Origin of the sequence: Okeania hirsuta (genome assembly GCF_003838195.1) — a bacterium.
GTDB lineage: Bacteria > Cyanobacteriota > Cyanobacteriia > Cyanobacteriales > Microcoleaceae > Okeania > Okeania hirsuta.
Map to the genome: position 1 here is coordinate 1 of NZ_RCBY01000050.1, position 16,724 is coordinate 16,724.

The window sequence follows — 16,724 nt, forward strand, 5'->3', positions numbered from 1 at the left end:
GATATTGATTTTTGATTCTTGGAGATGTCTATTAGCTGAAGGTAAAATTGAAAAACTGATGTTTTGCGCCCAAAGTTAATCTCAAAATCATTACCACTCAGCAACGCCAGGGAAGAAGGACGTGAATATTTAATTCAGGCGATCGCTCAAGTACAAAAAACTATTCCTAATATAAAATTAGTAGTTATTGGCGATGGAATTTTACGTTCATCTTTAGAAAGTTTAGCTGGAAGTTTGTTATCTAATTACTGTTTTCTTGGAGTTAAACCACCTGAAGTTGTCAAATAATTGATGAATAAAGCTTTTTTATTGGGAGCGCCAAGCGTTACTACTGCTACAGGAGAATCCGAGTGATTACCGATAGTTATTCTAGAAGCACAAGCAATGGGATTACCTGTTGTTAGTTCGATTCATGCAGGTATTCCAGAAGCAATAATTGATGGAGAAACGGGTTTTTTAGCACAAGAAAAAGATGGGGAGAGTCTAGCTAAATATATTTTGAATTTGTTTGAAAATGTGGAACTAAGAGAAAAATTTTCTACCCTGGTTCGTAGACGGATAGAAACATAATTTAACCTCAAATTAAATGCTGCAAAATCAGAAAAAATATATCATAATGTAATTAAAATTAATTAGACATCTGCGAAAAATAATAGACTTTTTGTAGCAGTATACAACAGGCAATAGGAAATAAAATTTCTGAAAAAAGGTACAAAAAATGCTATACATCTGCAATTTTATCAGATGTCTATTGAAGTATAAAATTTATAATTTTTCTGTAGATTATACCAATTTAAAAAAAGAATGTTACTAATAGTAAGAGGAATAAAAATACAAATGCAGGATATGCACTTTAACAAAGCGGTGCGACCCCGCGACGACGCCAGTCGCACCTGGTAGCGCACCAAGAGAAAAGAATGATTTACGACCTAAAAAATGGTATTTAAACCATTCATTCTGACTCGGTCCTCCTGACTTCCCCTCCTGGGAGGGGGAGGGGCGAGGGGTGGGTTGACTCCTAAGAAATATCCTAGCTATTTGTAGCAAAAATTTATCAATTTGGTATTAAAGCTGGAATTGAAGATGAGAGCCAGGGGATTTTAACATCATTTTCCCTCTTCAAAGGAGCTACGCTTACAGTAAAAAACTTATAATTATAATGAGGCTCGTAGTTTTGCTCTATCCATAATATCAAGTCTCATTAATTAGACATAATAAAAATGATATTTTCTCAATTATTTTGAGAATCTATCAAATTGCCCCCTACTCTCTACTACCTAATAAATGTTATTTGTGGGTATTTAAAGAGACATGATATAAGACAAGTATTTAAAGGGATAGAGCAAAACTACAAAAAAAATTTTATGATAACTAATTATCCGCTGACATAGCTCCCCGAGAGAGGGCAAATGATATAAGTTTCAACTATCTCTTATTCTTTCCTTTATCTGAATTTAAAAGCTTCACAGCAGAGCCATCCTTCAACTTTTGCACCCCTGAAACAATCAACTTGTCACCAGATTGTAAACCAGACACCACCTCAGTCACATCACCCTTAACCAAACCTAACTCTATTATCTGGCGTTTTGCTTTCTGCTCCTCACCCGCTCCTTCCAACAAATACACAAACCTTTCTTCTCCTTGAAAACCTACCGCTGTCATTGGTACTACCACAGTTTGACGTCTATCCCAAATCACATTTACCCGCACAAACTGACCATCTCTTAACTTTCCAGCACTATTATCCACATCTGCTTTAACTAAAATAGTTTGAGAGTCACTACTAACAGTAGGAGAAATAAAACTAACTTTCCCCATTCCCACAGGTTTCTCTTCTGAATTCTTAATCTCCACAGGTAAACCCAATTTTAAATCCCCTCGTCGCTCCAAAGGAATTGGTAAATTTATTTCTAATACTTGATTTGCCGTCACAGTAGTAATAGTGTCATTATCAGTAACAAAATCTCCCATTTTCACAATCATATTTCCCACAATTCCAGCAAAGGGTGCTACAACTACCGTATCCCGTAACTCCGCTTCTAAACTCTCTACCTCTGCTTGTGCTGCTGCCACATCTGCATTCGCCTGAGCAATTTCTTCAGGACGAGTACCGTTTTGTAACTCCTCTAAATTACTACGAGCTTCTGCAACCTCCGCCTCTGCTCTAGCAATTTCTTCAGGACGAGTGCCGTTTTGTAACTCCTCTAAATTACTACGAGCTTCAGCCACCTCCGCTTGTGCTCTGGCAATTTCTTCGGGACGAGTGCCATTTTCTAACCTTCTCAATACTTGGCGTTGTTGTTCCACTGCTGCTTCTAATGTCTCAATTGTAGATTCTCTATTTCTTTGCAACTGGGTCACTCGTCTTTTTGCTTCCTCTACTCTTGCTTTAGCTGCCTTCTCTTGTTTAAAAATTTCCTGAAAAGTTAATTCAGCGATCGCTCCTTCTGCTCTCAAATTTTGATTTCGCTTTACTTGTTCGCTAGCTAACTCTAATTCTGCTTGTTGTAATTCTATTTGCGCCTTAGCTTGAGCAATTTCTTCTAACAGACTACCTGACTTGGCATTGGCCAGTCGTGCTTCTGCCTCTTGTAGTTGTGCTTTTGCCTGAGCAATTTCTTCATCACGAGTACCTGCTTGCAGTTCTGCTAAACTTGCTTGAGATTGATTAAGACGCGCTCTAGATGCGGCAATTTGTTCTGGTCTTGCTCCATTGAGTTCTGCTAAACGTGCTTGAGATTGGTTAAGACGCGCTCTAGATGCGGCAATTTGTTCTGGCCTTGCTCCGGTTTTGAGTTCTGCTAAACGTGCTTGAGTTCGCCGGAGGTTTGCTTTAGTTCTCCTTAAGTTGGCTTCCACATTATCACTTTTGAGTTTAGCGATCGCCTGCCCTTTGGATATAAAGGTTCCTTCCTGGGCTAAAATTTCTACTACTCTACCATCTATTTCTGGTCTAACTTCGACTGAGCGTTTTGCTTCGAGTTTCCCGACAAATTCTGAGATTTCTTGGAGGGAGGTAGTTTCTATTGGTATGGCTTTAACTAGGGTACTTCGTCGTCTACCTGGAGCTACTGTTGATGGTTTGTTAGCTGTTTCGCTACTTTGAGACTGCCACCATTGTCCTCCTAAAAATCCTACTCCGAGGGTGGCAATAATTACTGTTGCCCAAAGTACACCAGAAAAATTCTTTTTCTCAGGTTGAAACCATTCCAGAGTAGTTTTTGTCTGGTCTTCATATATTTCTATTTTGGTATTCTCCTGGATATTTTCTGGTGGTTTAGTTTTGTCTTTAATTGCTGAGTTTGATGAATTGAAATTTGACATTTATTTAACCTTTATTTTTTGTGATTTTGACTAAATTTCTGCAGTTAATATAGAGTTAAAATTCTGTTTTTTTGCTTGATTAGAATCAAAATTTATCAGTTCTAATTCTTTGACTAATTCTTCTCTGAGCCATTGCGTTTCTGAATTAAGCATTGATTTTGCTCGATTCCAAGCCGAAAATTGATAGGGGTCTCGTTGTATATTTTCAGATTGTTGACTATCTAAATATTCTTGACGTAGTTGACAAACTATTAAACGATGTTCGATCAGTTTTACTCGTTCTATGGGTTCTAAATCACTGAAAAAGAAAAATTTAATCAGAAATCTAGAGCGACCTTTTACCCAACTTTCTTTGAGATTTTCTAGCATTTTTTCACGCCAGCGATCGCGCCCTTTTTCTGTTATTTGATAGATTTTACGACTACACCCGGCTTTCCCTGGTTCTTCTGTAACTACGAAAATATAACCCCGCTCTTCTAATCGTTTCAGCAACGGATATATAGCACCATAGTTGATGCTAATACAGCTACTCATAAATAACTCTAGCTGTTGCTTTAAACGATAGCCGTGCAGAGGCTTCTTTTGCAGTAAACCGAGGGCAGATAACTCAAGCATTTATATCAGTCTGATATATTTGTTTATTTTTTAATTATATTTCAATTTATTTCATCTGACGAAATAAAAATTAAAAAATCTTCAACTTATATTCTATAGCCCTGGGAGTTGGGTTGGGGGGTAAGTTTGGATAAGTTCAGTAGAACGGAAACTTACTTGTTTTATTTATCAAAATAATTGGGTCGCGCAACCCCGCCTGGAAATGGCGATCGGAATGCTACAACCTTTACCTGTCAATGCTTTCATATTTAATCAGCAAGCCCTAATTACCAAAAATGTAATTTTGCTTGTTTTAATTACTTAATAATTGAAGTGCTACTTAAGTTCAGCATTAATGCATGGTAATTGGTATCAGATATGAATCAAACTACCACTACTGCAAAGATAATGAAATACGCTATTGATATAGATATGTACCCTTAATCTAGATAAAAGGCCACGACTCAAGAATACTAATGAAAAATTTCTGGAAACAAATAAAAACAGATGGGCCGAATAAAATTAACAACTATCACCCATCACCGTGGAATCCTAAAGCTAATACCCAAAATACCAAAACTATTATTTTTCAAAAATATAAAAAACTTATATGGAGAATTTTGGTGACTGGGATAATTGCTCAAGGTGCCTTACTAGGAACTCCAGCTTTTGCTAATAAAAGTAATACTCAAAACTCTCTGAGCTACACTCAGCTACTCGAGAAAATTAAAGCTGGTGAAGTTACAGAAATAGATGCTTATCCCTCTCAAGGAATTGCTAAAGTTAGCCTGAAAGGGCAAAAAAGTAATGAACCTATGTATACCGTCAATGTATTTGAGTATAACCCAGAACTACTGGATCGAGTTCGCGCTCAAAAAATTGACTTTGAACTGAAGCGCTCTCCCGACAATAGCGCTGCTATGGGTATTATTTTCAATATCCTCATCGTCTTTGTAGTTATCATTGTGCTGCTAAGTATCCTGCGTCGTTCTAGTCAGTCACAGGGAAATGCTTTAAACTTTGGCAAGTCCAGAGCACGTTTTCAGATGGAGGCCAAAACAGGAGTATTATTTGATGATGTGGCAGGTATCGAAGAAGCAAAAGAAGAACTTCAAGAAGTAGTCAGTTTCCTCAAAAAGCCAGAAAAATTTACAGCTATTGGGGCAAAAATTCCTAAAGGAGTACTTTTGGTAGGACCTCCGGGAACAGGTAAAACTCTATTAGCAAAGGCGATCGCTGGAGAAGCAGGAGTTCCATTTTTTAGTATCTCTGGCTCAGAATTTGTGGAAATGTTCGTGGGTGTGGGAGCTTCTCGCGTCAGGGACTTATTTCGTAAAGCCAAAGAAAATGCTCCTTGCATCATATTTATAGATGAAATAGATGCGGTGGGTAGACAACGAGGAGCTGGTATTGGTGGAGGTAACGATGAACGGGAACAAACCCTAAACCAGTTACTGACAGAGATGGATGGGTTTGAAGGCAATACAGGCATCATTATTATCGCTGCAACTAACCGTCCTGATGTCCTGGATGCTGCATTATTACGTCCTGGTCGGTTTGATAGACAAGTAACTGTAGACTTGCCTGCTTATAATGGACGCTTGGGAATTTTGGAAGTCCATGCTCGGAATAAAAAACTAACTCCAGAGATTTCCTTGGAGGCGATCGCTCGACGGACACCAGGTTTTTCAGGAGCAGACTTAGCCAATATGCTGAACGAAGCAGCTATTCTGACTGCTAGAAGACGTAAGGAAGCAATTACACCTTCGGAAGTTGATGATGCTATTGACCGAGTGACCATCGGTTTGAGTTTAACTCCATTATTGGATAGTAAGAAAAAACGGTTAATTGCTTACCATGAAGTCGGACACGCTTTGTTAATGACTGTACTCAAAAATTCTGACCCTTTAAATAAGGTGAGTATTATTCCTCGTTCTGGAGGAGTGGGTGGTTTTGCTCAACCAATTATGGATGAAGGAATGGTTGACAGTGGGTTATATACCCGTTCTTGGTTAATAGACAGAATTACAATTTCTTTAGGTGGGCGTGCTGCAGAGGAGGAGATTTTTGGCCCTGCGGAGGTAACGGTGGGAGCTGCTAACGATATTAGGAGTGTGGCTAATTTAACCCGTGAAATGGTAACTCGTTATGGAATGTCGGATTTAGGGCCAATTGCTCTAGAGAATCCCAGTGAGGAAGTCTTTTTGGGTCGAGGTTGGCAGTCACAGTCAGAATATTCTGAGGAAGTTGCGACTAAGATTGACCATCAAGTTCGAGCAATAGCTGTTCATTGTTATGAGGAAGCTCGCCGAATCATTAGAGAAAATCGTGTGGTGATGGACAGGTTAGTAGACCTGTTAATAGAAAAGGAAACTATTGAGGGTGAGGAGTTCCGGAGAATTGTTTCGGAATACACAACATTACCTGAGAAACAGAAACTTTCTCTTAATTTGGAAAAGAAAGGTTAACGGTTGAGTTAGTTTTTGGGTGGTAGGTAGATGGTTGAAAAAAATTTTTACTGACTACTTACCCAAAGACATTATATGTATAGCTGGTTAGTACCAATAAATGAAGATATTTGAAATTATTTGACTATATTTATGTACAACTTTTAAAAGAAGACAATTCCAGATTTTATTCGGTTTCTAAACCCTAATCTAATTAGTTAGCATAATATTTACGCTAACTAATCTTTTTTTTGTCCAAAGTCCAATAAGGCTTATGCTTAAGAGATTAGCGATCGCCTAAGTTTTAAGAGATACCAAATGGGTTCTATATATCACATGTTTCTACTGTTTCAAGTACTGATAGTGTAAATGAAACTGTATTCAACACTACTACGGCAATTTTTGCTATGGCTGCAGCTCCTCCTGAAAGAATAAATGCTAGAATTTGTGGTATGCTGGTAGCTACAAATAAAGCCACATCCCAGAAATCTAATTCACTTATTATAGCATCAAAGATTATTTGTATTATGCCAACTTCATATATCATTTTTGCAAGATCAAATACTCCGCTGGCAGCTGCCGTTGCATTACTGGCTTGAATTGCTTCTGAAATCTTGAAAATTGCTGTACGGAATTGGCTTAGTATTTCCTGTTTACCAATTTTTTTTCCTACAAGATAATATACCCTAGTATTAATTGGTGGCTTGAATGCTACAATTGAAATAATTAAAAGAGCTGCCTCAACAAGTGTTTTTGCAACGCTCATTGCGCAGGCATCAATCTCGTCTTGTACCGATTTTACATCTTGTTCATCAACATAGAGTCTGGGATATTTCTCATTGCGTATTGGATCATCAAGCTTTGGTTCTTCTCCAGTTAATAAACATTTCTCTATTGTTTTTTCATGTTTTTTTATCTGATTTTACCATTCTGGGTACAAGATTTTAAACTGTTTGAGTGCTTCTTGCGCTTCTGCTTCATTAAATATGAATACTTGTTTCATTGTTCGTGTTCTTACTTTCCGAATTTTTGTTTTTCAGTTTTCCTGTCAGTTACTAATTTTAGCCGATAAACTAGAATTAAAACTTCATAAATTTTTAACTAAAAACCAATGTGTTTTTTTCAAATATTTATCGGTTATTATTTAATAGGTTACTTAATACTATCATAATTAAAGATTGCTAAAATACACCAATGAGGAAATCATAATTTTTTAAAATACTTAATCAAATACAAGTTTGACAAATCAGCTTAATTGTGTGTTGAAGCCGAAAATAAACCTGGAGGTGTTAGAATACTTCTTTATTCGGGTGAAAAGTAATTAAGCTTTTCATCATTGGGCGCGGCATCAAATGTTTAAATTAAAACTGGAAACCGACTTCACTAGACGATTTTCACCCTCTACATTCCTTTTCAATAAAAATACGATGTCCTAACCGAGGTATTCGTTGCTATACATTCCCAACTTTGTATTTTTCTCAGCCAAGTTGAAACTTATTTGGATTTCTGATGACTCACAGCTCCAAATGGGGTTGACATCATTTCAAACTGATGTATTTATTACCTGTAGCAAAGAAATAACGTCTTAGTTTAAGCGTCAAAGGGAAAAGGTGTTTTAAAGTCTCAAAATATTGATAGGTTGGAGAAAATATCTAACCATGTTCAAAGTTCAAAAACTATAACGTCTTAGTTTATAGCTAATCTTTAAAATCGAAAGGTCTTGTAACTATTCGCTCAAAATTCTTGTTTGACAATTTTAAACCCTACACATGGAATTATCTACCTTGTAAACCTGATAGACTCCTAGTTTGTTGAGCATACATCTCTCGTAAAATTAAACCAGGGTCTACCCAACGACCCCCATATTTCAAACCCCAATGAAGATGGGGGCCACTGGTTCGACCAGTCATTCCCACTCTCGCTATTCGAGTCCCAGCGGGCAGGACTTGACCTTGAAGTAGCATAATTCCACCACCACGATCTACTAAATAACGACGTCCGCCATGAGTTTCTACCCCTCCTTGAACATGGCAGTAAACGTGTTCCCAATAGCCTGACTTAATGACTATGCCAGTGCCACATCGTCTATCTTCCCAAACTTCTACAACTTTGCCTGCCCACCAATTTCGGATGTAGCTTCCCTGGGGTGCTGCTAGGTCTAACCCATAATGAAATCCCCCTCCTCTAGGGCCAAAGGGGGATGTATATCCTTGAAAGTTTTCCACTGGGAAGGAAGCATTTTGCCAGTTATTGACGTAGGCTATTTGTTGATTATTAATTGTGGGTTCTTGAGCTGTGACTAATTCTTGTTTAAGTCCTGTGGTGGTGAAGCCAACTCCGATGATTCCTAGTAATAGTAAAATTTTTTTTGATTTATTAAAATACTCCTTTACAGGATTAGATACCAAGGGCAAACCAAGAGGGATTGGATTTGACATGGTTTTTATTCACTCCTCAATTTCTTGTGACCAGGGATGATTTGATACATCTGAAGATTCTGAGGAATTGTATCATCAATTTAACTAAGTCGCCATTAGTCAAAAATTAGTTTACTGAAAATTTGGGTTTCAAGCCCCGTCCCTTAAGGAAAGCTTTTTGAAACTATAGTGCTATATATGTATTGATATATTGAATATAGTGTTTCAATCCTGAAAATGGAAAATTCTGAGTGATTTTGGCTATCTCAATGTAGAGGTCTGAGCTATTTAGTACCTGAGAATTTTCAGTAGTCTCTCTCAAAATAGGATTTCGGAGATTAACGCTAAATATAGAGAAGAAAAACTATAGTGCTATATATATATAGTGTTTCAATCCTGAAAATGGAAAATTCTGAGTGATTTTGGCTCTCTCAATGTAGAGGTCTGAGCCATTTAGTACCTGAAAATTTTCAGTAGTTTCTCTCAAAATAGGATTTCGGAGATTAACGCTAAATATAGAGAAGAAAAACTATAGTGCTATATATATATAGTGTTTCAATCCTGAAAATGGAAAATTCTGAGTGATTTTTACTGTGCAATAGATTTTAATTTCTAGGTGTCTTTATCTCCCCCACTCCCCCAGAGCTAATTCTTTGTCGTCAGAAAATATTTGCAACTCCAAGACTTACGCATTTTTATGGTAAAAAAACTATATATACCATAGTGCTATAGTTTTTATCTACTATATGTAGAGTTTGGGCGTAATTCCTGAACTCTATATTTTTGGTTAACTAATCCTAGTAATACCAAATTCAAAAAAGGTAGTTACATCTTAATTAGTAATTTATTCCTACAATAAAAAACAATTAATCCCATAATTTATAAAAATCAAATATTTTTTCCTCTTTTTTATCATGTTTTTCTTTCCCTGTTCCCAGTTAAGTGTTCCCTGTTCCCTATGTTGTGACTGTAGCAATGTTTTATGAAATTGGTATAAGATGTAGGAAATTTCAAAGGATACAATTTTTCTCAAGTGACAATAAATTGACCCTGTCCTACTCCCCTACTCCCTAGCTCTAAATTCAGACAACACAAGATTTTCCCTTCTTCCTTCTTCCCTATTCCTTCTTCCTGATCAAAATCAAAAAATTTCAAGTTGGTATTTCAATCACAAATACCGCTCCTTTTTCAGGAGAAGAAATACATTTTATTCTGCCTTCATGTTGTTCAACAATAATTTGATAACTAATTGATAGCCCTAAACCTGTGCCTTGACTGACTGGTTTAGTTGTAAAAAAGGGGTCGAATATTTTAGAGTAATTTTCCTCTGTTATACCCAAGCCATTATCAGAAATATAAATCCCGAGACAATCATTTTCTAATTTTTCTGTTCTGATAGAAATTTTTGGTTGTTCTACTCCATATTTATTCTGATAAAATTTTATTTCTAGTGCATCAATGGCATTATTAATAATATTCATTATTGCTTGCTTTAATGCGTTAGGAAAACAGTTAACTAGAGGCAGCTCGCCATAATCTTGAATGACTTTAATCTGAAACAATGGATTTTGTAAACGGGGTTGAAGAATTAGTAAGATACTGTCAATAATTACATGAATATCTACAGATATTACTTTTTTTTTATCCAAGCTGGAGAAAACTTGCAATGATTTAACAATTTTACTAATACGATTTGCTCCTCCTTCCATTGAATCTAATAATTTGGGTAAGTCTTCTTCGATATAATCCAATTCAATTTCTTCAATTTTTTCTGCAATTTCATCGGGTAAATTTGAACAATTTTTATGCAAAAGATGAACTAAATCTAATAAATCTTTAGTATAGTTATCAACGTGATTTAAATTACCCAAAATAAAGGTGACAGGATTATTAATCTCATGAGCAATTCCGGCCACCATTTCTCCCAAACTAGACATTTTTTCCGCCTGAATGAGTTGAGCTTGAGTCTTTTTCAACTTTTTAAGAGTTCTTTGTAAGTAAATATTTTGCTTTTTTAAGGCTTTTTTAGATAATTGATGCTCAATTTCAGCTGCAGAGCGAGTAGCAATTACTTTTAAGATAGATGTTTGTTGTTCATAATTGTGTTTTAAAGGTTTAGTATCTAAACCTCCAAGATGACCGATAATTTTTCCATGACTATCTACAATAGAAATCCCTAAATAACTTTCAGCTTGCAAAGTTAATAAATCTCGATATTCTGGGAATAGTTGTTGAATTGAATGGTGATAAATTTGTAGACCTGTTTCATAAATGGTACTACAAGGAGTTCCTTCTATATAATATTTAAAATTAGGTATAAACCTGTCTCCTGACCAAAAAGCTAATACCCTAATTTGTGGTCGAGTACTGTCTATAAATTCTCCAATAAATCCATATTTTATTTGCAAAACTTGAGCCAGGTATTGAACACAAGCCTGAAAAAATTATTCGCCGATTTTTAGATGCAATTCCTGCAACAATGAATTTGAAATTATATTCCGATTCAAAATCATAATTTGTCATTACATTATTATATAATTCTAGATATTATTTATATATATTTGCCTTGTTCATAAATCATCCTTCGGCTATTTATTCAAGTTCACTCAGTATTAGTTCTGAGATATTTAGTAATCATGTTTTATTCAATCGTTGTTTTCTTAAGTATCTTTCATATCAGATATAATCCAGAGCTACACTTTACCTGTCTAGTTATTTTTTCATTGCTCGATTGAGCAGTCTTAAAGCTGATAACTTTTAGATATAAACTATTATTCTGTTTCTTTAACAATTATATTAACTTGTTCTAGATATAATCCTAATTTAAGTGATTTTTCCGACCGAGTAACAATAGATAATACCAATTATCTAATTTCATGTTTATGTTTAATTGAATACTTAAAATATAATCATTCCTGAAATTTGTTATAATTCAGGGATTTAATATTTTGCCTAATAAATAAAATATAAGATTTTAAAAAATGATACTTGAAGAAATTTTTCCCTTTAGATTGGCCATAGATGCCACAGCGATCGCAGGTGCATCTCTCTGGTCTTTGGCCTTATATTGGGGTTTTTCTCCTCTGAGTGAGTGGGTGACGTTACAACTTAACCGTTGGTTTAATTTTGCAGAAAGAGCATTGTATACATCTGAGAAAGAATTTGAAAAGACGCGCAAAGCAAGAGAATCTCAGAATGCTTTTTATGCTTCTATTTTTAGTATTGTGCCTTTTTTAATTGTAGGAAGTTTGTGCAATTGGGGTGTAGAAATTGGTTTAGATAAAAGTTGGTCAATTAGTATTGGGATAATTGTTTGTGTAATCTGTGGTGTTTATGAATTGGGAAGAAGAGATAGTAAATCTTCTTAAATAAGACTTCTTGCAGAAGTCAGGCAATAGGGAATAGGGAATGGGGAATAGGGAGATGAAATTGTTGATTTCATATATTGAATTAATTTAATTAAAACTTTTGCAAGAAGTCTATAGTAGTTAAGTAGAGCAGGCTAAAAAAAAGACGTTGCATTTTTAATCAAAAAACTCTTAAAGGCAATGAATATAAACTTTTGAGCTAATTGACAATTTGATACATAGTGCTCAAAAATTACCATGTTCTACTTATTATTTTAATTAGCTGAATTGCTAAAGACTAAATATGATGAAAATAGACCAAAAGTTTCCTTTTCCTACTGATGTAGAAACAGCGATCGCTCTGCAAGAAAAACTCCGCCATCAAGTAATAACTGAAGACCAATTTGGAACTATTAAATATGTAGCTGGTATTGATGTTGGTTATAGTGATTCAGATAAGATTACTCAAGCAGCAGTAGCAGTTTTAAGTTTTCCACAATTGGAATTATTAGAACAGTCTATAGTTAAACGTCCTACTTATTTTTCTTATGTTCCGGGATTATTATCTTTTCGAGAGATACCTGCTATTTTAGATGCTCTAGAAAAGCTAAATATTACTCCTGAATTATTGCTTTGTGATGGTCAAGGATTAATTCATCCCCGTAGATTTGGTATAGCTTGTCATCTAGGAGTTTTAGTTAATATCCCTAGTATTGGTGTAGCTAAATCTCACTATATTGGTCAATATAATTCTGTTGGTTTAGAAAGGGGTAATTGGCAACCAATAATAGATGAAGAAGAAGTTATTGGTGCTATTGTTAGAACTCGTACTGGAGTTAAGCCAATTTATGTTTCAACTGGTCATAGAATTAGCTTAATAACTGCTATAAATTATGTGTTGAAATGTACTACTAAATATCGGTTGCCTGAAACAACTCGTTGGGCTGATAAATTAGCTTCTAATTAAGAAGGAAGAAGGAGGAAGGAAGAAGGAAGAAGGAGGAAGAAAGGAGGGAAAAAATAATAGAACTTACGCAAAGGAACTATATATTGTGTAATGGTGCGTTACGCTATCGCTAACACACTCTACTGGACTGTTTCATCTAAAATGGTGCATTAGATTCAATTCAAAAGTAAAAAGTAAAAAGTAAAAAGTAAAAAGTAAGAATTTTCAAGTTAAAAGCTAATGCACAGTTTTAGATGTGTCAGTCTACTGAACTGTATTTACTGATAACTGATAACTGATAACTGATAACTGAAATGGCTATTCTCAACCTCAAACCTACTCACAAACCAGTCAAATTATATTACCAAAGTTTAAACAAGTTTATACAGTTGGGGGCTGTTAATGAAGGGGCGGTAAAAGTGGCTTTTGCAGACTTATTAACGGCTTGTTGTCAACAGTTTAATTGGACGTTGCTACAAGAAAATAGCATTCCATTAACCAAGAAAAAACTAATCCGAGTTGATGGGTTATTAGTTAGAGATGATACTCTCAAACATGGTATCTGGGAAGCGAAAGATACCGAAGATGATTTAGCTAAGGAAGTAAAAAAGAAATTTGCTAAAGGTTATCCCAAAGATAATATTATTTTTCAGTCTCCCGAACGGGTGATTATTTGGCAAGGGGGAAAACAGGTTTATGATGGAGAAATTACGAAACCGGAAGCTCTGGTAGAAAGTCTCAAGTTATTTTTTGAATATCGCCCACCCCAGATAGAAAATTGGGAAAAAGCTGCTACAGAGTTTGGGGAAAGAGTTGATAATTTAGGGGAAAAATTAGTTGAGTTAATTCAGAGTCAACGCAAAACTAATAAAAAGTTTATTGCTGCGTTTGATGGGTTTAGTAATATTTGTCGTCAGTCTATTAATCCTAATATTTCTGATGCAGCGGTGGAAGAAATGCTGATTCAGCATTTACTAACGGAACGAATTTTTCGCCAGATTTTTGATAATCCAGATTTTACTCGGCGGAATATTATTGCGGTGGAAATTGAGAAGGTGATTAATGCTTTAACCTCGAAGTCTTTTAGTCGGAATCATTTTTTGGAGGAGGTAGATTATTTTTATCGGGCGTTAGAAGAAGCTGCTAAAACTATTAATGACTATAGCGAGAAACAGCATTTTTTAAACACGGTTTATGAGAAGTTTTTCCAAGGGTTTGCTGTTAAGGTTGCTGATACTCATGGGATTGTTTATACTCCCCAGTCTATTGTTGATTTTATGGTAAAAAGTGTTGATGAGATTCTGAAAAAAGAGTTTAAGAAATCTCTCAGCGATAAAGGGGTACATATTCTCGATCCGTTTGTGGGAACTGGTAATTTTCTGATGCGGGTAATGCGGGAAATTAGAAAAACTGTTTTACCTTATAAATATGAAAATGAGTTGCATTGTAATGAGGTGATGTTATTGCCTTATTATATTGCTGCGATGAATATTGAGCATGAATATCTAGAAGCAACGGGTAAATATCAACCCTTTGAAGGGATTTGTTTGGTGGATACTTTTTCAGTTCAAGAAGCGTTACAACTTGATTTTTTTACCCCAGAAAATACTCAACGGGTGCAACGACAGCAAGATTCAAAGATTTTTGTAGTTATTGGTAATCCTCCTTATAATATGGGACAGGTGAATGAGAATGATAATAATAAAAACCGGAAGTATGAAGAAGTAGATCGACGGGTAGCTCAGACTTATTCTAAGGACTCAAAAGCAACTTTAAAAAATAAGCTTTCAGATCCTTATGTAAAAGCTTTTCGTTGGGCAGCAGATAGAATTAAAGATGAGGGAATTGTGGCTTTTGTCACTAATAATAGCTTTATTGATAATATTGCTTTTGATGGGATGCGTAAGCATTTAGCACAAGATTTTGACGTGATTTATGTTTTAGATTTGAAAGGAAATGTCAGAAAAGATTCGATGAGGGAAGGTATCCCCATTGGAGAAAAACATACAGTGTTTGGTTTAGCTGCAATGGTGGGTATAGCGGTGACATTTTTAATCAAACGAAAAGATAAAGGTATTAAAAAGCATCAGATTTTTTACAGTGAGGTTGATTGGAAAGCTACTCGTCAAGAAAAATTTGCTTTTCTGGAAAAAGCAAAAACATTTGCTGGAATTGACTGGCAAGAAATTAAACCGGACAAAAAAAATACCTGGTTAACGGCAGGGTTGCAGGCTGATTTTGAAACTTTTATCCCAATGGGAACCAAGGAAACTAAAGCTGCAAAGGGAAAAGTAACCGATACTATTTTTAAATTATTTAGCAATGGAGTTAATACCAGTCGCGATGTTTGGGCTTATAATTTTAATCCTGATGAATTAGCAGAAAATATTCAACGGGCGATCGCTACTTATAATGAACAAGTCAGGAAATGGCAGGATAGGCAAGACAAATCTGTTAAGGTAGATGATTTTGTCACTTATGATGATACTCAAATTAGTTGGTCTGGAGATTTGAAAGACCATTTAAAACGAGGGATTATCGTAGAATATGACAAAAATCATATTAGACAGTCTCTTTATCGTCCTTTTACTAAATCTTGCCTTTATTTTGATGCTCGCTTAAATAATCGTCGCTATCAATTTCCCTACATATTCCCTACTCCAGAAACTGAGAAAGAGAATCGGGTAATTTGTGTAGTAAATGAAGCTCAAATTCCCTTTTCATCACAAATAACAAACTATATTCCTTGTCTTCATTATGGTGGACGACAAACCCAATGTTTCCCTTTCTACACCTACGACGAAGATGGAACCAACCGCCAAGAAAATATCACCGATTGGAGCTTAGACACCTTTCGCCAAAAATACCAAAACCCAACTATCAACAAATGGGATATCTTCTATTATATCTACGCCCTTTTACACCATCCCACCTACCGGGAAAAATACGCCGATAACCTGAAACGAGAATTACCCCGCATTCCCTACACTTCAGACTTTCACCGATTTGCCAAAGCAGGAAAACGCCTCGCCGAAATTCACATCAACTACGAACAACAACCAGAATATCCCTTAACATTTATCGAGAATGAAGAAGTTCCCTTAAATTGGCGAGTCGAAAAAATGAAACTCAGCAAAGATAAAACCCAATTAACTTATAACGAATTTCTCACCTTAGCCAATATTCCGCCAAAAGTCTTTGAGTATCGTCTCGGAAACCGTTCCGCATTAGATTGGATTATCGATCGCTACCAAGTAAAAGTAGACAAACGCAGTGACATTGAAAATGACCCCAACCGCTTAGACGACGAACAATATATTGTCCGATTAATTGGTCAAGTAATTACAGTTAGTTTAGAAACAGTAGATATTGTTAATAACTTACCGTCCCTAAAGGAGTAGGGGAGCGGGGGAGCGGGGGAGCGGGGGAGTAGGGGAGTACGGGAGTAATTTTTTTGCCCGACTCTTGCCCAAAATGCCAACTTTTTGAGCATGAAGAGCTGAAAACCAGGTACTTTTTCAATACCATTAATTGGTAAAACCTTTATCTGCAAATGCTTTGAGATTTAATCAGCAAGCCGTACATAATTAAATATGCTTTATCGATATAAAAAAATACTATAAAATCAAAAGTTGTTCTATTTTTAAAT

General features: G+C 35.7%; 11 protein-coding genes. 6 read left to right on the forward strand and 5 right to left on the reverse strand.

Translation table 11 applies throughout. From position 1 onward, the window contains the following. The first annotated feature begins 63 nt into the window (after nt 1-63). Nucleotides 64-288, forward strand: a complete 225-nt coding sequence (locus tag D5R40_RS10990) for a glycosyltransferase family 4 protein (RefSeq protein ID WP_124154645.1) — start codon at nt 64-66, stop codon at nt 286-288. Between the two features lie 78 nt (nt 289-366). After that, nucleotides 367-570 carry a glycosyltransferase gene (locus tag D5R40_RS10995; RefSeq protein WP_282433621.1) on the forward strand — a complete coding sequence of 68 codons (204 nt, stop codon included), beginning with the start codon at nt 367-369 and terminating at the stop codon, nt 568-570. Between the two features lie 855 nt (nt 571-1,425). Here D5R40_RS10995 and D5R40_RS11000 read toward each other — a convergent pair. Beyond that, nucleotides 1,426-3,324, reverse strand: a complete 1,899-nt coding sequence (locus tag D5R40_RS11000; protein WP_124154647.1) for an efflux RND transporter periplasmic adaptor subunit — start codon at nt 3,322-3,324, stop codon at nt 1,426-1,428. Between the two features lie 30 nt (nt 3,325-3,354). Next, a complete protein-coding gene (locus D5R40_RS11005; protein WP_124144663.1) occupies nt 3,355-3,939 on the reverse strand; it encodes a PadR family transcriptional regulator in 585 nt (194 codons plus the stop codon). Nucleotides 3,940-4,394: 455 nt separating this feature from the next. Between D5R40_RS11005 and ftsH the strand changes: the two genes are divergently transcribed. Further along, the gene (gene ftsH / locus D5R40_RS11010; RefSeq protein WP_124154648.1) at nt 4,395-6,386 is read left to right on the forward strand and encodes an ATP-dependent zinc metalloprotease FtsH; all 1,992 of its coding nucleotides are present in this window, start codon (nt 4,395-4,397) and stop codon (nt 6,384-6,386) included. Nucleotides 6,387-6,690: 304 nt separating this feature from the next. Here ftsH and D5R40_RS11015 read toward each other — a convergent pair whose 3' ends face one another. The 3 genes from D5R40_RS11015 to D5R40_RS11025 form a co-directional block, all read right to left on the reverse strand. Then, a complete protein-coding gene (locus D5R40_RS11015; RefSeq protein WP_124154649.1) occupies nt 6,691-7,131 on the reverse strand; it encodes a hypothetical protein in 441 nt (146 codons plus the stop codon). 1,009 nt (nt 7,132-8,140) lie between these two features. Next, complete coding sequence (locus tag D5R40_RS11020; protein ID WP_124154650.1) at nt 8,141-8,803, reverse strand: M23 family metallopeptidase; 663 nt, start codon at nt 8,801-8,803, stop codon at nt 8,141-8,143. Between the two features lie 1,130 nt (nt 8,804-9,933). Beyond that, nucleotides 9,934-11,190: an ATP-binding protein gene (locus D5R40_RS11025; protein ID WP_124154651.1), complete on the reverse strand. Its 1,257-nt coding sequence runs from the start codon at nt 11,188-11,190 to the stop codon at nt 9,934-9,936. Nucleotides 11,191-11,766: 576 nt separating this feature from the next. Between D5R40_RS11025 and D5R40_RS11030 the strand changes: the two genes are divergently transcribed. The 3 genes from D5R40_RS11030 (at nt 11,767) to D5R40_RS11040 (ending at nt 16,476) form a co-directional block, all read left to right on the forward strand. Further along, the gene (locus tag D5R40_RS11030; RefSeq protein ID WP_124144670.1) at nt 11,767-12,150 is read left to right on the forward strand and encodes a hypothetical protein; all 384 of its coding nucleotides are present in this window, start codon (nt 11,767-11,769) and stop codon (nt 12,148-12,150) included. Between the two features lie 283 nt (nt 12,151-12,433). Continuing rightward, a complete protein-coding gene (nfi, locus tag D5R40_RS11035) occupies nt 12,434-13,096 on the forward strand; it encodes a deoxyribonuclease V (RefSeq protein ID WP_375339377.1) in 663 nt (220 codons plus the stop codon). Between the two features lie 293 nt (nt 13,097-13,389). Continuing rightward, nucleotides 13,390-16,476, forward strand: a complete 3,087-nt coding sequence (locus tag D5R40_RS11040) for a type ISP restriction/modification enzyme (RefSeq protein ID WP_124154652.1) — start codon at nt 13,390-13,392, stop codon at nt 16,474-16,476. The last annotated feature ends 248 nt before the right edge of the window (nt 16,477-16,724 follow it).

Excerpts from the sequence above, each read along its gene's own strand:
- D5R40_RS11015 (WP_124154649.1), bottom strand. The coding sequence starts at position 7,131 with ATGAGCGTTGCAAAAACACTTGTTGAGGCAGCTCTTTTAATTATTTCA.
- D5R40_RS11000 (WP_124154647.1), bottom strand. The coding sequence starts at position 3,324 with ATGTCAAATTTCAATTCATCAAACTCAGCAATTAAAGACAAAACTAAA.
- D5R40_RS11020 (WP_124154650.1), bottom strand. The coding sequence starts at position 8,803 with ATGTCAAATCCAATCCCTCTTGGTTTGCCCTTGGTATCTAATCCTGTA.
- ftsH (WP_124154648.1), top strand. The coding sequence starts at position 4,395 with ATGAAAAATTTCTGGAAACAAATAAAAACAGATGGGCCGAATAAAATT.
- D5R40_RS11040 (WP_124154652.1), top strand. The coding sequence starts at position 13,390 with ATGGCTATTCTCAACCTCAAACCTACTCACAAACCAGTCAAATTATAT.
- D5R40_RS11005 (WP_124144663.1), bottom strand. The coding sequence starts at position 3,939 with ATGCTTGAGTTATCTGCCCTCGGTTTACTGCAAAAGAAGCCTCTGCAC.
- nfi (WP_375339377.1), top strand. The coding sequence starts at position 12,434 with ATGATGAAAATAGACCAAAAGTTTCCTTTTCCTACTGATGTAGAAACA.